Genomic DNA, 15,975 nt, shown 5'->3' with positions numbered 1-15,975 from the left:
AGAAAAGCAGTAGACAAGCATAGCATGGTTATGAGGGGGAGATGCTGTGTTAGGACCTACTATTAATGTGAGTGATGATACCGAAGGCATGCTGATTGAGTTGGAAAAAAGAAAGAAAAAGTGGGATACATTGAAACAAAGACAACCCTTTTTATCCATCTTAACCGGGGCCTTTCTGTTATTCGCCATTTACATGTTATATCGTTTGGTAATCGTAAGATCTGGTGGCAGTGCACTGGTTATCTTGGATTTAATCATATCCAATAAACTGTTATGCGGCTTGCTGCTCTTTTGTATTTCACTCTTTCTCTATGCTTCCAATCAGTCGCGCGAAATGGAAAAGGCGAAAGGTAAATATGAGGACTTGCGTATAGAAGCGATAGACCGCTTAGATGCCTCTTGGCTCAAAGATGTGAAGTCGGAGTCTCGTGATCAAATTTCGCGCTTCCTATCGAAGGAATTTGATATTAATATTGTTTATAAGAGTTGATTAATGCGAGGCAGAAGTGAGGTATAGGCATCTGGGATGAAATACGAATGTCGTTATATTGAGGACGTTAGCCATTGGAATGGGACAGAGGGGCAAACTGGTTATTTGCGTGATGTGGTGACGGAGGAAGCTCCAAGGTTGGAGACTCGTTTTCGTGCCTGCTGGACGAAGGAAGCAATACATATCCGATATGAATGTAAGGATGATCACGTTGTCGCGACAATGACGCGGCGTGACGATCCTCTGTATGAGGAAGACGTCGTTGAGGTGTTCCTTGATCCATTCGGCGGTGGCAAGACCTACTACGAATTTGAAGTAAGTCCGCGAGGCGTCTTATTTGATGCGTTGATACATAACACGCTAGATGGGAATAAAGAGGTCGATACCTCCTGGATCGCAAAAGGATTTCAAGCAGAGGTCACGGAGGATACTGATGGCGGTTGGCTCATCTATGATGTGCGAATTCCCTTTGCCGATTTGGATCATGCAGGCGTGCCGCAGCCAGGTACGGTTTGGCATTGGAATGTATTCAGAATCGATGATGACCCTGAAGGCATCCGGCATTATTGGGCGTGGTCGCCTACGGGGAAGGTCAATTTTCATATTCCTCAGCAATTCGGGGAGCTCGTGTTTGTGAAAGAATAAAGAAAGACTCCCACGCTTCCTTGCGGAAGTGAGGGAGTCTTTTATTGTTTGAGAATCGATAGCTAGGCGCGGCAATGTGTGTGGAGTTAGTCGAAAACCACGCTTACAGCGAGAGAACGGCGGGAAAAATCCGCCGACTGGATAGCTGTAGCGGTGAAAATCACGCTTACAGCGAGAGAACTGCGGGAAATCCGCCGGCTGGATAGCTGTAGTGGTGAAAATCACGCTTACAGCGAGAGAACTGCGGGAAATCCGCCGGCTGGATAGCTGTAGCGGTGAAAATCACGCTTACAGCGAGAGAACTGCGGGAAATCTGCCGACTGGATAGCTGTAGCGGTGAAAATCACGCTTACAGCGAGAGAACGGCGGGAAATTCGCCGGCTGGATAGCTGTAGCGGTGAAGTTAGTCGATAAAATCGACTAACTCGTGAGCGGTAGTGGCAATGTGTGTGAAGTTATTCGATAAAATCGGCTAACTCGTGAGTTGTAGTGGCAATGTGTGTGAAGTTAGTCGATAAAATCGACTAACTCGTGAGCGGTAGTGGCAATGTGTGTGAAGTTAGTCGATAAAATCGACTAACTCGTGAGCAGTAGTGGTAATGTGTGTGAAGTTAGTCGATAAAATCGACCAACTCGTGAGAAGCAGTGGCAATGTGTGTGAAGTTAGTCGATAAAATCGACTAATTCGTAAGAAATGAGTCGGCCTGCGTCAGTGTGCTTCGAAAAAAGTTAATGAACATTCAAAACATCGTACAAGTGCTGCCAAGCCCAATCCAGCTCATCCTTCTTGATGATTAATGGTGGCGCAAGCCGAATGATATGCTCGTGTGTTTCCTTACACAGTAAGCCTTTCTCTTTCAGTGCTTCGCAGAGAGGGCGTGCCGCAACGGTCAGATCAATGCCGATAAATAGCCCGCGGCCGCGAATTTCCTTAATCTGCGGTGACTTGATTTCCTGAAGCCGCTTCAGGAAATAAGCCCCAAGCTCATCCGAACGCTCTGCGAGCTGTTCGGACTCAAGCACCTCAAGAGCGGCGATCCCCACGGCGCAGCCGAGCGGATTCCCGCCGAACGTCGAGCCGTGAGAGCCTGGCTCGAACACCTCAAGAACCTCCCGATCTCCGGCCACCGCCGAGATCGGGAATACACCGCCGCCAAGGGCTTTGCCCAAGACATACAGGTTCGGCGTGACGCCTTCCCAGTCGCTGGCAAAGCGGCGGCCTGTGCGGCCGAATCCTGTCTGGATTTCGTCCGCAACGAACAATACATGATTCGCTTGACATAGCTCATAGCATTCACGCAGATACCCTTCCTGCGGGATGACAATACCAGCTTCGCCCTGAATAGGCTCCACAATAAATCCGGCGGTGTTCGGCCCTATCGCTTCACGCAGTGCCTCAGCATCCCCATAAGGAATGATGCGGAAGCCTGGCGTGAAAGGCCCGAAGCCTCGTTTGTATTCCGGCGAGGAGGAGAACGACGTGATCGTCACGGTACGACCGTGGAAGTTACCCTCGCAGACGATAATTTCGGCCTGATCGTTAGGGATTCCTTTGACATCGTAACCCCAACGACGGACAGCCTTAATGGCTGTTTCAACCGCTTCTGCGCCGGTATTCATCGGCAAAATCATAGGTTTACCCGTGTATAACGCCAATTTCTCATAGAACTGTCCAAGTGTTTCACTGTGGAAGGCTCTAGAAGTCAAGGTAACCTTGCCTGCTTGTTCAACCAATGCTTTCAGAATATGCGGATGGCGATGCCCCTGATTCAGAGCGGAATAAGCACTTAACATGTCCATATATCGATGACCTTCGGGGTCTTCTACCCAAACGCCTTCTGCCTTGGAAATAACAAGCGGGAGTGGATGGTAATTACGTGCACCATATTTCTCGGTTTGTTCAATGATATAGGAGCTTTGATTAGCCATGTGAATTCCTCCCTGTCATTAGGTCCTAGCTTCCTCGGGTGTACTTCATTGTATTCTAGTATTGGCGTACGATGACATCCTAAGTATATAATTGAAAAAGAGGTGAGGCTATTCAAAGTTAGCCTGCCCGTGCATATCCCTGACTTTTAAGCTAAAAATAACCATGATAGTGGACTTGAGGCCGCGTCGGGTTCAGCGGAAGCTTAGGGAATGAAATATGAAGTGATAAAGGATGGTAGTCCGATGACTTTTCGCATTGAGAAAGACTTTTTAGGTGAAAAGCAAGTTCCTTCTCATGCCTACTATGGCATTCAAACGATGAGAGCAATTGAGAATTTCCCAATTACAGGTGTCACCATTCATGTGGAGCTTATTACGGCCCTTGCCGAAGTGAAGCGTGCAGCCGCACTAGCGAATATGGATACCCACATGCTGCCCAAGAAAATAGGCGAAGCTTTAGTAAAAGCAGCTGAAGAAGTGAGCGAGGGACGGCTCATTGAGGAATTTATTGTCGATTCCATTCAAGGCGGAGCAGGTACCTCCATTAATATGAATATGAACGAAGTGTTGGCTAATCGGGCCTTAGAGCTGTTAGGCGAGGAAAAGGGAAGTTATTTCCACTGTAACCCGAACAATCATGTGAATATGTCCCAATCGACGAATGACGTGATACCAACAGCGATAAAAATAGCCGCTTATCGCTTATCGGAGCAATTAATAGAGGCATTAAGCTCGTTACAAAGTGCATTTGCACGGAAAGAAATTGAGTTTGATGATGTGATCAAAATGGGCCGAACGCACCTTCAAGATGCCGTGCCTATCCGTATGGGACAAGAGTTTGGCGCCTACGCGCGCGTGCTGATGCGTGATATCAATCGAATCAAGCAGGCGATGCGGGGGCTGTTGATCGTCAATATGGGGGCAACTGCCGTCGGGACGGGGCTTAACGCGAAGCCTGAATATGTGGAACGTGTCATGTTTCATTTGAAGGGCGCAGCGGGGATTCCTGTCGAGATCTCGGAGCACCTTGTAGACGGAACACAAAACATGGATGCCTACACGGAGTTGTCTGCATCCTTAAAGGTATGCGCCGTGAATTTATCAAAAATCTGCAATGATATCCGTATGATGGCCTCCGGACCTCGCGCTGGGTTAGGTGAACTGAAGCTGCCACCTAGACAGCCAGGGTCTTCGATTATGCCAGGGAAAGTAAATCCAGTCATGCCGGAAGTTGTGAATCAGGTTGCGTTCCAAGTTATTGGAAATGACCATACGATTTGTCTAGCCTGTGAAGCGGGGCAATTTGAGCTTAACGTGATGGGGCCAGTCCTAGCCTTTAATCTCTTGCAATCACTTAAAATATTACGAAACGCAGCTGACGTATTTGAGCGCTTTGCGATTGAGGGGTTAGAAGCTGATCGTGAACGTTGTAAGAATTACGTCGAGCAAAGCTTCGGGATCGTAACTGCCTTAAACCCTCATCTAGGCTACGAGGTCGCCGCGCAGCTTGTCAAAGAGGCGGTTCGTACCGGACTCACACTGAAGGAACTCATCTTAGAAAGAGGTCTTCTCACAACAGAGGAGATTGAAGAAATTCTGAATCCGATTCAAATGACCACGCCTGGTATCGCGGGCGATAGATTGCTTCGTCCAGCAGACTAAACGTTAATAACTAAATGACAATACCCCCATCTCTCTAAATAAGAGGTGGGGGATATTTGCGTGGTTACTTATAAAATTTGATCACCAAAAAAGGAACTGATAAGGCTTACCGCTAACTCGGAAGTTTTGTTGCTATCGTCGAGTAGCGGGTTCACCTCAACAAATTCAGCAGAAGTCACAATACCTGCTTCATGCAGCATTTCGACGGCGAGATGAGCTTCGCGGAATTGAAGTCCACCTTTGACGGCAGTCCCTGTGCCAGGTGCCTCAATAGGATCCACAGAATCAACATCATAGCTGAGATGAACGCCATCTGTTCTTAATTTAATATAATCAATTGCTTCTTGCATCACATGTGCCATGCCCTTGCGGTCAATATCGTACATGGTAAAACATTTGATACCAAGGGAGCGAATGAGTTTCTTCTCACCTTCATCCAGAGATCGGGCTCCGATAAGCACGATATTTTCTGGCTTTACCTTCGGATTTATTCCTTTCATGTTGGTCAATAAGGGATGCCCTATGCCCAGGCTGACCGCAAGCGACATGCCGTGGATGTTTCCAGACGGACTTGTGTCTGCTGAATTTAAGTCGGAGTGCGCATCAATCCAAATGACCCCTAGCTGCTTATAATGACTAGATAATCCCGCAATGGTGCCAATGGCAATACTATGATCGCCCCCGATAATGAGCGGGAAATAATCTTGGCTCACGACATTAGAAATTTGTTCAGCTAGTTGGGTATTGATCTCAATAACCTCAGCGAAATGTTTCAAATTTGTCGTATCCACTTGAGCATCTAAGGGAGCTGCGGTTTCATTATCCAGACGCAGATCAGCAACGTGATCAACGGTATAATCCATTTGGTGTAACGATTGAAGTAACCCTGCTTCAAAAATGGCCTTAGGTCCATGACTTGCGCCCCGGCGGCCAGCCCCAAGATCAAAGTTGACACTGATAGCAGCTATTTTCGGTTTGATACTCATCGGATCAACTCCTTTTGATTGAATGATTAGATGATAAATCCTCTGGTTGCGCTCCTTTGACTAACATTCCCAAACTTCATGTAACCATCCTTCTTTACTATATGAAGCTATGTTTTCTTTGTTCGTTTGTGAAATCCTTTTTCAATCAAATCGCGTTCGTACATTAACAACTCTCGGATCAGATAGTTGATGGCATTCACGGAACGCAAAATGCGTGCATCCAAGACATTGAGGCGGGTTAAGTTTTGTTAAAGCAAAGCTAACCGCCTCACCTGTTTTTTGGAAAAAGTGTTCCTGCCCAATAAATTCGTCTAATCTTGTTTTTTTCAGCATTTGGTGTGGTTGGTTTTGAATTTCGGAAATGATTACGGTGCAACCATGCTGGCCAAAGTGTTTGACAATACTTGATATATGGGCTGCCCCTGTTGTGTCCATGTAGGGAACATTGCCCATTTTCAATAGTAATACTTGGGGCTTGTTATGTATTTCGTCCATAATAGATTTCTCGAAGGCATTGGCAACCCCAAAGAACAAGGCGCCTTCCACGGTGTAGATACTAATTTGAGGACAATTATGCTGTTCAGTGACGATATGTGCGGCTACGTGTTCATGCTTATCGGAAGGATTAGGTAAGACCTTGGCCGTAGTTAGAATCTCGCTCATATGTTTCACAAAAATGATACCAGACAAGAGTAATCCAACTTCAACTGCGGTTGTCAGATCCGTAAAAACAGTAAGAAAAAAGGTAATAAGCAAAACGAATGACTCCGCAGTTTTGGTTTTTAAGACGTGAGCGAACTCTTTACGTTCACTCATATTCCAAGCAACAACCATTAAAATAGGCGCCATACTCGCAAGCGGAATGCTTGAAGCATAGGGAGCAAATAAGATCAAAACCAGCAGGACGACAATACCGTGGATGACCCCCGAGAAGGGAGACTCCGCACCGTTCTTAATATTTGTTGCAGTACGGGCAATAGCCCCGGTGGCAGGAATACCCCCAAACAAAGGCGTTATCATATTCGCGATACCTTGACCAATCAATTCGCGGTTGCTGTTATGTCTGGTTCTTGACATCCCGTCAGCAACGACGGCTGATAGTAAGGATTCAATGCCACCTAACATCGCTATGACAAGAGCGGGCTTTATTAGAAATTGAATGTGTTCAATGGTGAGTGCAGGAAAGTGTAGGCTAGGTAAGCTATTTGGAATTGCGCCGTAGGTGGAACCGATGGTTGCAACTTTGTCAGGATAGAAGATGGACGCTACAACCGCAGAAATCAATAACCCTACTAAGGAGCCAGGAATTTTAGAAAACAGACGTGGTGTGAGAAGGATAAACACCAGACAAATCAGAGCAGTTAAGACACTGTACATATTGATTGTTGAAATGTGAATGCCTAATTCCTTCATATTGGAAATAAATTCTTGATGTTTTTGAAGATCATGTAATCCAAGAAAATTGGCAATTTGTCCTGTGAAGATGGTAACGGCGATTCCTGTGGTAAAACCGATCGTGACAGGACGTGGAATAAATTTAATGACACCACCTAATTTAAAAATCCCCATGAATAGCAAAATGACGCCTGCCATAAAACCTGCGATAAGCAAGTTTTCGTATCCATACTGCATAACAATCGCGAAGAGAATGGGGATAAATGCGCCTGTGGGACCGCCAATTTGAAACTTTGAACCACCGAATAATGAAATGAGGATGCCTGCTACAAAAGTCGTGTATAACCCGTACTCTGGCTTTACACCTGAAGCAATTGCAAACGCCATTCCTAATGGAATGGCGACAATTCCTACAATCAGACCTGAGACCAAGTCTTTTTGAAACTTTTTTCTATTGTAGCCTTGGAATCTGCCTCTAAAAGAAAGTTTCATATCGAATCCCACCATTTTAAATATTTGATTATTTGAATATATATAAAATCATATATATAAAACGAAAGGGTGTCAATTTGATATTTCTACTAAGAAATCACAATAAAAAAAGGATATAAATCGAGAACAATGGACCCGATTCACTCCTTTTTGTGAAAATAGAAGCATTTACTGATTTTTTATATTTTCTAACATGGAAATAGCATTCACAAGATGATTGTCGAAAATCTGTTTGGCAACAATAAGCAGGTCTTTAATTAAGGGGTCTGTTAGGGAGTATATCACAGAGGTTCCGTCTTTTATCCCACGGACAACGTTTTTATTTCTTAATACGGCTAACTGTTGTGAAACGGCAGAACCTTCACTGCCCAATATCGTTTGGATCTCATTAACGTTTTTATCGCCATCCACTAAAACTTCAAGGATTCTTATACGCAATGGGTGTGCTAATGCCTTGAAAAAATCGGCTTTAAAATGCTGTATTTCTTGATACATAACGTTCTCCCCTACTAGACATATTCGAACATTTGAATATATAGAATATCATATCATAAACAGGAAAGTATGGAAGCAAGTTTCAAAAGCCTTTGCGTTTACCCTAATAACATTGAGGCATCACTGAAAGTGAACCTAAGGGTTGAAAGTCTAGCGATTTAGAAAGTAGAAACTGAAAAAAGGCTCGGATCGTAGTTGAATAACTACAATCCGAGCCTTTTTGCCTTAAAACGCCCAATTTCCCTTACGGAAAATAGGTTCTATCGTGCCATCTGCATGTTCACCGTCAATGTCCATCTCCGCGGAGCCGATCATAAAGTCGACGTGAATGAGGCTGTCATTCAAGCCTGCTTGCAGTTGTTCTTCTTTGGTCATCTTCGTGCCACCTTCAATACAAGTAGGGAAGGCTCGGCCGAGGGCCAAATGGTTTGAAGCATTTTCATCATAAAGTGTATTGAAGAAGATCAAATTCGTGTTCGAAATCGGGGAAACATGCGGCACAAGTGCGATTTCACCCAAGAAGTGCGCACCCTCATCCATCTCGATCATGGCTTGCAGAGATTCAAATCCCTGTTCCGCCGTGTAGTGCGTGACGCGGCCTTGCTCGAAAGTGATCGAGAATTTATCGATCAAACTACCTTGGTAGCTTAATGGCTTGGAGCTGCATACCGTGCCATTCGTACCTAAGCGGTTAGGGGAAATGAACACTTCCTCCGTCGGAATGTTCGGATTGAAATCGAAGCCGCCTGTTTCATTCGTCGCAGAACCGCCACGCCAAATGTGCTGCGGCGGGAGTTCAACGGTTAGCTCAGTGCCAGGAGCACGGTAATGGATTTTGTGAAATTGTTTCTCATTCAATTGTTCCCGTTTGCTGCGAAGTGTCGCATTGTGCTCGTGCCATGTCTGCACGGGATTTACTTGATCTACACGGGTAGCTTCGAAAATAGCATCCCACAAGGCGCTTACAGCTGCTTGATCTTCAAGATCAGGGAATACTTTTTGTGCCCAGGCTAGCGAAGGTGCTGCGATGATGGACCACGTCATTTTATAGGAGGACATGTATTCTCGCCATTTGACTAGTTTTGGACCCGCCGCTTTCGCATTCGCAGAAATTCGAGCAGGATCAACATCCTTGAGCAGCTCTGGATTATCAGCATCGATCCATAAGTATGCGCCATTGCTTTCAGCTAATTCGGTTAGCGCTTGCGCACGCCAAGTTGGATATTCGTTGAAGGATTCTTCAGGTGCGTACGTATAGCGGATTTGTGTACAAATTTCATCCTGCCATTCAATATGTACATGCTTGGCCCCGGCTTCATATGCTTTGCGGGAAATGAGTCGCACGAAATCGGGGTGCCCAATTGGCGCATTAATCCATAGCGATTGACCGGATTGAATGTTAAGTGCTACTCGTACCGTCAACTCTGCATATTTCTCAAGATTTTGTTCAAAAGTCATTAGAAAAATCCTCCTTTTTCTCTGTCTTGCTTGAAGTTTATCGCTCTGTTGGCCGACTGTCAAATAAATTTTACCGTCTGGAATACTCGTCAATTAAAATGTATCTTAGTTGTCATTGCATGGAATTTTTACATTTGTTTACACTAAGGCAGGAGGTGAATTGCGTTCATGCGTTATGAATGGTTATTGGGTCTGCTGCTGCTTGCCCAGCCCAAAGAAATACCTTTTCAACTAACAGAAAACTCGGATGGTCATCAGAGGATGGCCCAGATTCAGCGAGAGCCGTACACCCTGCATCATCTAGATGTGCCGATGGTTGACGCTCAGAAACTAGACCGCCTTGCCGAGCAGATTGACAAATCGATTTATCGAAAGCCGATCAATGCCAGTATTAATGACGGTGGGGGAATTGTAAAAGAGGTCGCAGGCGTTAGACTGAATCGTCGTGCTTTTCTCAATCAATTTTATGCGCAATTCTATGAAGAAGGACCGATGAAGGTGGAGCTGCCGCTTCAGACCATGTATCCCAAAGTGGATAGTGAGCTGCTTGCAAGCATACGTGTTCGTCCAATCGGCTATTATGTTACCTATTTTAATTCGCGCAATAGTCACCGTGTTACAAATCTCAAATTAGCATCACAAGCCATTAACAACTATGTTGTGCAACCGAATGAGACGTTCTCCTTTAATAAAGTTGTTGGTGTTCGAACGCCGAGCAGGGGGTATATGTCAGCGAAAGTTATCGTGAGAGGTGAATTCTCTGAAGGGATAGGCGGAGGTATCTGCCAAATATCCTCAACCTTGTTTAATGCTGTAGACCGTGCTGGTCTCACCATTATTGAAAGATACTCGCATAGTCGATCGGTGCCCTATGTGCCGCCGGGAAGAGATGCCACAGTTAATTGGGGAGGGCCCGATTTTAGTTTCAGAAACGACTATAATCAGCCTATCTTAATTCGAGCGCACACGCTGCCTGGACGGGTCCAAATTAGTATTTCGTCATCAGAGCTTGTTAATTTCAAAGCGCGCCATGTGCCTGGTGCAGCGGTTGCCATTCCGGAGGAAATTCAAACGGATTCAGATGTAGGAAAAGAACACCCTTAGTGCTTGTGATGTCAATATATGCATATTTATTGAAATTAAAGCACGAAATCGCAAGATTTCTGAGCTGATTTTTTGCTAATATAGAGGGCAGATCATTCAGCTTGAGAAGGGTGGAAATCGCTTTATGAAAACGTTTTTAGACGAGAATTTCTTACTTAACAATGAAACTGCTGTACATCTTTTTCATGAATATGCCAAAGACCTACCGATTATTGACTATCACTGCCACTTAAGTCCTAAGGAAATTTATGAAAATAAGCAGTTTAATAACATAACTGAAGCTTGGTTATATGGTGATCATTACAAATGGCGCATGATGCGTGCCAACGGAGTAGACGAGTCCAAGGTTACTGGTGAAGCTAGTGATTATGACCGTTTCGTAGCTTGGGCTTCAACGGTTCCAATGGCGATCGGGAATCCATTGTACCACTGGTCCCACATGGAGCTTCAAACGTATTTCGGCGTATACGATATTATTAATGAGCAGAATGCCCCAGCGATTTGGGAAAAAGTGAACGCGAAGCTAGCTGAAGGTGGATCACGTGCTAGAGACCTGATCACAAATTCCAAAGTAACGGTCATTTGTACGACAGACGATCCCGTGGATTCTTTGGAATATCATATCAAAATTAAAGACATTGAAGGTTTTGATACGCAAGTGCTGCCATCTTACCGTCCAGATAAGGCGCTGGAAATTAATCGTGCTACCTTCCTTCCTTGGATTGCGCAATTGGAAGCAGCTACAGGTACAGCGATTCGTACATACGATGATCTGTTAGCTGGTTTGGAAAGCCGCGCTGTCTTCTTTGATTCCGTAGGTTGTAAAGTCTCTGACCACGCGTTGGATTATGTGCCTTTCGCTGTTGCGACGAAAGTAGAAGTTGACGCTATCTTCGCTGCAGGACTTGCTGGTCAGCCGGTTAGCTTAGAAGACGAAAAGAAATACAAAGCGTTCACGCTCTTATTCCTTGGCGGCATCTATAAGAAATTGGATTGGGCGATGCAGTACCACATTAATGCGTCGAGAAACAATAATGGACAGGCATTTGCTAAACTAGGACCGGATACTGGCTTTGACTCTATCGGTGACAGCCCAGTGGCTAGCGCGTTGACAGGCTTATTGTCATCATTGGCTGTAGCGGATTCGTTGCCGCGCACAATTCTCTACTCGTTGAACGCGCGTGATAACGAAATTCTCGCTTCCTTGATGGGCAGCTTCCAAGGTGACGGCATTCCTGGCAAAATCCAGCTAGGCGCTGCATGGTGGTTCAATGATACGCGGGATGGCATGGTATCCCAAATGAAATCGCTAGGCAACTTTGGTTTGCTCGGCCGTTTTGTGGGGATGCTGACAGATTCGCGCAGCTTCTTGTCTTACACGCGTCATGAGTATTTCCGCCGCATTCTATGTAATATGTTCGGTGAGTGGGTAGAAGCGGGCGAGTTCCCGAATGATGAGCAGCTGCTGAAGCAGTTGGTTCAAGGCATTTCATACAACAATGCGAAGCAATATTTTGGATTTTAATTTGAGGACCTTCATGCGAGCGTGAGCTTGCATGGAGGTTTTTTTATTTGGTGTAAGTGATCACGGCGGGAGGAAGGAGAGGGACGGGCGTGAAAATGAAGTTGGTGGAGTGAGAAAGCTCCATCGGAATCTGTTTCACGAAACCGTGCCCGATACTTTAATAGGCTACCGAGCATCTCGGTAGCCTAGCCTATTGTTATTGAGCTATAGTTCTCTTTCTCATTATGCGGTTTTGCCTTACTCCAAGAGGCCTCTTTTGACGATGTTTATGGTAATTTTGGGTTCGATGGACATTTCGGGATAGACCTCGTCCCATTGAATTGTTTTCCAATAGCGATAATGATGCGCTTTTACTTCCAACCCAATACCTAAGGCATCGCAAGTGGCTTGTTGCAGCGCCTTAATGACTTCCTTCGCCCTTTCGTTCATCTTTTGCTCCAATTGTGAGCTGAGCTTCTTCAGCATTTCATCATCGACGTGAATAGTATCGGGCACTTCTACTAGGTCACAAGTGAAGTCGGCGCTTATAACCGCCCTGACGGAGCCATTGTCGTTTGTGACAGCAATTTTACGGTCGCCGTCTCGGTTCATGAACAGCGAAACATACATGTTGGAAGAAGTGTCCTTCTCGGTGATGGTAAAGTAATCAGGTTTGGATTTCGAAAGCATGATGAAGAGCATGGATGCTTTGCTGTCAAGCTCGCCGGTCATCTGCTTGTTGTGGAATAGCGCGAGTCCCGTTATTTTAGCCCGATCTGCGCCCTTAGGATTGACGATCGGAATCGTAGCGTCGGTACCGTGATTCGTTAACATCGAATAAATTAAATAGGGAGAGGCTTTCGGAATCAGTCCGTTATCTTCGCCGCTCTTTAGCAATTCGTAAAGATACTCACTGACCATCAAGCGATCCTCCGCTTTCAACTGCAGCAACTTGCTTGCGGAATCATCCACGATGGCCAGTTTGACATTGATCGGACTATGGGCTTCTCGGTAATACGACTCCAGCGCGGGATACAAGCTTTTTCGTGCCAATCGTTTGTTGATGAGTATGAGGCGTGTTTTCCCGAAATCCAGATTTTGGGAAGCCGTTTTCTTAATTTCCATGTAAGCCTCGTTGATCGTCCTTCCTTCAGCGCCGATGATTGGCACAATGACTTCGGATTGGGCTTGTTTCTTTAACTTAATGCTCGGAAGGGATATAGAAAACAGAATCTTGCCGTTTTCGAGCAAGTCGAAGGCTTCTGCATCCTCGGTCCGTATTTCCTTCAATTCACGTTGGTCCCAGCACCCGGTCAACCCTGGAAGGAGGAGAACCAGGAGCAAGCTTACTATGTACGGCTTCATGTTCGAACTTTCCCCCCTGATAGCCATCTTTTAAGGTAGATCATCATCAACATCATTGCCGGGATCCCTAATGCCGCTACTGGCCCATAAAGGGAGACGAAGCTTTGGAAGCGGGATATTTGCGAGATATCCAGCTCCCGTTGGCCAAGCACGATCAAGACAAGCGCGCTCACGAGCAGCGCCGGAAGTTTGATTCCCTTCTTGGGACTTGCGATGGCAGTCACCGAGGACACGAACAGTAACAGATATGTAGATAATGTAGTGATAATAAACAGGATCCAAACAGCCATCACGATGATATCCGTTCGCTCGATGAGCTTAAACGATATCGTTTTGAACTGAAACAGCAGCGGATGTCGGATGAAACTGATCATTTCGGAATTGAAGATGACCGTCGAAGAGAACACGCAGAGCATATAGATGGCTGTGATTGTGATATTGCAGAAAATTGCAGTACGCAAGACGGATTTAGACGGCATCTGAAAACAAGGCGAAAGAACCATAAGAATTTCTAAGCCTATAAACGATATCATACTATGCCAAGTGCTGTAGCCGATTTTTACTAAGCCGGAAGAAAATAGAGGCATCACAAAGTGCAAATCGGCATCCTTGAGCGTATAGCAGATCAGCCCGATGAACAATGGAACGATCGCTGTGGCGAACACGGCGAAGCGGGCGAAAACACGTAGCGGATTGGAAACGAGATAGGTGCATCCGCCTATGAGCAGCAGCGCAATCATCCAAGCTGGAGTTTTCTCGTAAGCCCATAAATGCGTTATAAAAACCCAACTCGCAAGGGCTTCATAACATATGGTAAACGAATAGACGGCAAACGCCAGAATGAATAAGCGTCCTAAGTACGGACCGAGCCGCTGTAATAGCATCTGGAACACGGTTTTGCTCCTGTCTTGCTCGCTAAGCATCCAGACCAGGATCAATAGAATGGTATTCAACAGGCCGCCGAACAGGCAGGCAATCCAGCCGTCTGGCCCGGCATCGGCGTTAACCGCATGCGGGAGAGATAAGACCCCAAGACCGAATTGCGTTTGGAACAGCAGGCAGAACAACTGAATGGGACCGATGGGTATATTCACAGTCTTCATCGTTTGATGCTCCTGACCGGCAAGCTGTACGGGACGCCGTATGGTTCCAGGGCAAGGAAGTGGATGAGGATGATGACAAACACGAACATAATACCGTAAAAGCCCATGATTGTTGCCCCGATAATAAGCGCGAACTGCATTATCGTCGTTGAGGAGCGTAACTCCGTCGATGGAACCACAAACTTCGCAATCGTCGTAAGCGCGATGATAACAATGAGGATGTTGGACACGAAACCAATTTGGACGAGTGCCTCACTGATGGTGATACCGCCGACGATACCTGTCATCTGGGCAAGCGTCGAGGGCAGACGGAGAGTGGCCTCGGCAATGAGCTGGAAAATTATAATCATGAGTAAGACTTCAACTATCGGGGGGTAGGGTACGTTTTCCAGGGAGCTCTTGATGGTGTTAACCATGGAGAACGGAAGGACTTCATAATTGAAGCCGACAATCGTGATATAAAGACTTGGCAGAATTAGGCCGAACAGCAACCCAACTACTCTGACCATCCTCATCAATAACGAGGGCAAATTGCCTTGTATAAGATCGTCCGGCGTCAACATGAACGTATAGAAAGAAACGGGCAGAATAAGGCATGTACTGCTTCGGTCGCAAAGCACGCAGATTCTTCCGCGGGCCAGCAGAGCGGCCGCAAAATCGACGCGTTCCGTACTGAGGGTTTGCGGAAAGAGGGAATACTTGCTTTCCCGCAGATTCTTCCGAATAAGGCCGGGGTGCAAGTCGTGGGATGATGACATTGATGATATACGGTTAGCTGCGATATTTACAATCCCTGTATCGGCTGTTCCATCCAACCATACCATAGCGACTAGACGCTTGGCGTTCGTGCCCAGCTTGAAATAGCGCACTCTGAGTTCACCAGTGGACAGATGTTTACGAATCAGATTCAGATTTGTCTGCAAATGCTCAACGAAACCGTCTCGATTGCCCGCTAAGGAGCGCTCATTCTCTGGCTCCTCTGGGGAGCGGCTGTTTTGCTGACTGACATCGAAGCTGTAGCAGAGACCCGCTGCTTCGCTGCAGATTATGGCGCTGCCTTCGAGCAGAGCGTCAACAGCATCTTGCACCGAGAGGCAGGGCTGTACTTTAGCAGCGGTCAGCAGTTCTTCCATGCGCATTGCTACTTGCCCATCATTGGATTCACGCTGCAACTGCTTAAGAAGGCTAAGTTCAATTTTTGCCTTGTCGCACATCGTTTCCAAATAGAGAAGCACGGCTTTGTCTTCGCCCATATTCAGCTCTCGAACGATAAAATCGTCGGTATGACATAGGGCTTCTTGAATCGAAGCGATATCAACGGTTGGCATTATTTGTCCCTCCTTCTTG

The 15,975-nt window shown here is 46.1% G+C and carries 13 protein-coding genes; 5 read left to right on the top strand and 8 right to left on the bottom strand.

Annotated features, from left to right (window positions below):
• Window positions 1-46: 46 nt before the first annotated feature.
• Together AC58QC_RS03395 and AC58QC_RS03390 are read left to right on the top strand one after the other, a co-directional pair.
• A complete protein-coding gene (locus AC58QC_RS03395; protein ID WP_497413784.1) occupies window positions 47-490 on the top strand; it encodes a DUF2663 family protein in 444 nt (147 codons plus the stop codon).
• 36 nt (window positions 491-526) lie between these two features.
• Entirely contained in the window at window positions 527-1,135 is a 609-nt protein-coding gene (locus AC58QC_RS03390) for a carbohydrate-binding family 9-like protein (RefSeq protein ID WP_497413783.1), read from the top strand.
• A gap of 729 nt (window positions 1,136-1,864) precedes the next feature.
• Here the strand turns inward: AC58QC_RS03390 and AC58QC_RS03385 are convergent.
• Entirely contained in the window at window positions 1,865-3,064 is a 1,200-nt protein-coding gene (locus AC58QC_RS03385; protein WP_497413782.1) for an ornithine--oxo-acid transaminase, read from the bottom strand.
• A gap of 243 nt (window positions 3,065-3,307) precedes the next feature.
• Between AC58QC_RS03385 and AC58QC_RS03380 the strand changes: the two genes are divergently transcribed.
• On the top strand, window positions 3,308-4,726 hold the full coding sequence (locus AC58QC_RS03380) for an aspartate ammonia-lyase (protein ID WP_497413781.1): 1,419 nt from the start codon (window positions 3,308-3,310) through the stop codon (window positions 4,724-4,726).
• Between the two features lie 68 nt (window positions 4,727-4,794).
• On the opposite strand, the gene rocF is transcribed toward AC58QC_RS03380, so the two are convergent.
• The 4 genes from rocF to AC58QC_RS03360 form a co-directional block, all read right to left on the bottom strand.
• Window positions 4,795-5,706, bottom strand: a complete 912-nt coding sequence (gene rocF, locus AC58QC_RS03375; protein ID WP_497414066.1) for an arginase — start codon at window positions 5,704-5,706, stop codon at window positions 4,795-4,797.
• Between the two features lie 147 nt (window positions 5,707-5,853).
• Window positions 5,854-7,599: a SulP family inorganic anion transporter gene (locus tag AC58QC_RS03370; RefSeq protein WP_497413780.1), complete on the bottom strand. Its 1,746-nt coding sequence runs from the start codon at window positions 7,597-7,599 to the stop codon at window positions 5,854-5,856.
• A 168-nt stretch (window positions 7,600-7,767) separates the two neighbouring features.
• Window positions 7,768-8,094 (bottom strand): ArsR/SmtB family transcription factor, encoded by a 327-nt coding sequence (locus AC58QC_RS03365; RefSeq protein ID WP_056616766.1) that lies wholly within the window; start codon window positions 8,092-8,094, stop codon window positions 7,768-7,770.
• 225 nt (window positions 8,095-8,319) lie between these two features.
• Window positions 8,320-9,552 carry an aminopeptidase gene (locus AC58QC_RS03360; RefSeq protein WP_497413779.1) on the bottom strand — a complete coding sequence of 411 codons (1,233 nt, stop codon included), beginning with the start codon at window positions 9,550-9,552 and terminating at the stop codon, window positions 8,320-8,322.
• A gap of 168 nt (window positions 9,553-9,720) precedes the next feature.
• Between AC58QC_RS03360 and AC58QC_RS03355 the strand changes: the two genes are divergently transcribed.
• Together AC58QC_RS03355 and uxaC are read left to right on the top strand one after the other, a co-directional pair.
• Window positions 9,721-10,656: a VanW family protein gene (locus tag AC58QC_RS03355; protein WP_497413778.1), complete on the top strand. Its 936-nt coding sequence runs from the start codon at window positions 9,721-9,723 to the stop codon at window positions 10,654-10,656.
• A gap of 124 nt (window positions 10,657-10,780) precedes the next feature.
• Complete coding sequence (gene uxaC / locus AC58QC_RS03350) at window positions 10,781-12,181, top strand: glucuronate isomerase (protein WP_497413777.1); 1,401 nt, start codon at window positions 10,781-10,783, stop codon at window positions 12,179-12,181.
• A gap of 237 nt (window positions 12,182-12,418) precedes the next feature.
• Here the strand turns inward: uxaC and AC58QC_RS03345 are convergent, their stop codons facing one another.
• Genes AC58QC_RS03345 through AC58QC_RS03335 form a run of 3 tightly spaced genes read right to left on the bottom strand, consistent with a single transcriptional unit; the run spans window position 12,419 to window position 15,956 of the window.
• Window positions 12,419-13,525, bottom strand: a complete 1,107-nt coding sequence (locus AC58QC_RS03345) for a Ger(x)C family spore germination protein (protein WP_497413776.1) — start codon at window positions 13,523-13,525, stop codon at window positions 12,419-12,421.
• Window positions 13,522-14,628: a GerAB/ArcD/ProY family transporter gene (locus AC58QC_RS03340; RefSeq protein WP_497413775.1), complete on the bottom strand. Its 1,107-nt coding sequence runs from the start codon at window positions 14,626-14,628 to the stop codon at window positions 13,522-13,524. Before AC58QC_RS03340 ends, AC58QC_RS03345 begins: the two co-directional genes overlap by 4 nt.
• Window positions 14,625-15,956 carry a spore germination protein gene (locus AC58QC_RS03335; RefSeq protein ID WP_497413774.1) on the bottom strand — a complete coding sequence of 444 codons (1,332 nt, stop codon included), beginning with the start codon at window positions 15,954-15,956 and terminating at the stop codon, window positions 14,625-14,627. Before AC58QC_RS03335 ends, AC58QC_RS03340 begins: the two co-directional genes overlap by 4 nt.
• Window positions 15,957-15,975: the final 19 nt, after the last annotated feature.

The sequence above is a fragment of the Paenibacillus sp. J22P51 genome (genome assembly GCF_059692215.1).
Note: the sequence above shows the minus strand (reverse complement) of the source record. Positions and strands in the feature narration are given on the sequence as shown.

Bases quoted from the DNA above. Each gene is read 5' to 3' on its own strand.
- AC58QC_RS03390 (WP_497413783.1), top strand. From the start codon at position 527: ATGAAATACGAATGTCGTTATATTGAGGACGTTAGCCATTGGAATGGG.
- AC58QC_RS03385 (WP_497413782.1), bottom strand. From the start codon at position 3,064: ATGGCTAATCAAAGCTCCTATATCATTGAACAAACCGAGAAATATGGT.
- AC58QC_RS03380 (WP_497413781.1), top strand. From the start codon at position 3,308: ATGACTTTTCGCATTGAGAAAGACTTTTTAGGTGAAAAGCAAGTTCCT.
- AC58QC_RS03370 (WP_497413780.1), bottom strand. From the start codon at position 7,599: ATGAAACTTTCTTTTAGAGGCAGATTCCAAGGCTACAATAGAAAAAAG.
- AC58QC_RS03365 (WP_056616766.1), bottom strand. From the start codon at position 8,094: ATGTATCAAGAAATACAGCATTTTAAAGCCGATTTTTTCAAGGCATTA.
- AC58QC_RS03360 (WP_497413779.1), bottom strand. From the start codon at position 9,552: ATGACTTTTGAACAAAATCTTGAGAAATATGCAGAGTTGACGGTACGA.
- AC58QC_RS03355 (WP_497413778.1), top strand. From the start codon at position 9,721: ATGCGTTATGAATGGTTATTGGGTCTGCTGCTGCTTGCCCAGCCCAAA.
- uxaC (WP_497413777.1), top strand. From the start codon at position 10,781: ATGAAAACGTTTTTAGACGAGAATTTCTTACTTAACAATGAAACTGCT.
- AC58QC_RS03345 (WP_497413776.1), bottom strand. From the start codon at position 13,525: ATGAAGCCGTACATAGTAAGCTTGCTCCTGGTTCTCCTCCTTCCAGGG.
- AC58QC_RS03340 (WP_497413775.1), bottom strand. From the start codon at position 14,628: ATGAAGACTGTGAATATACCCATCGGTCCCATTCAGTTGTTCTGCCTG.
- AC58QC_RS03335 (WP_497413774.1), bottom strand. From the start codon at position 15,956: ATGCCAACCGTTGATATCGCTTCGATTCAAGAAGCCCTATGTCATACC.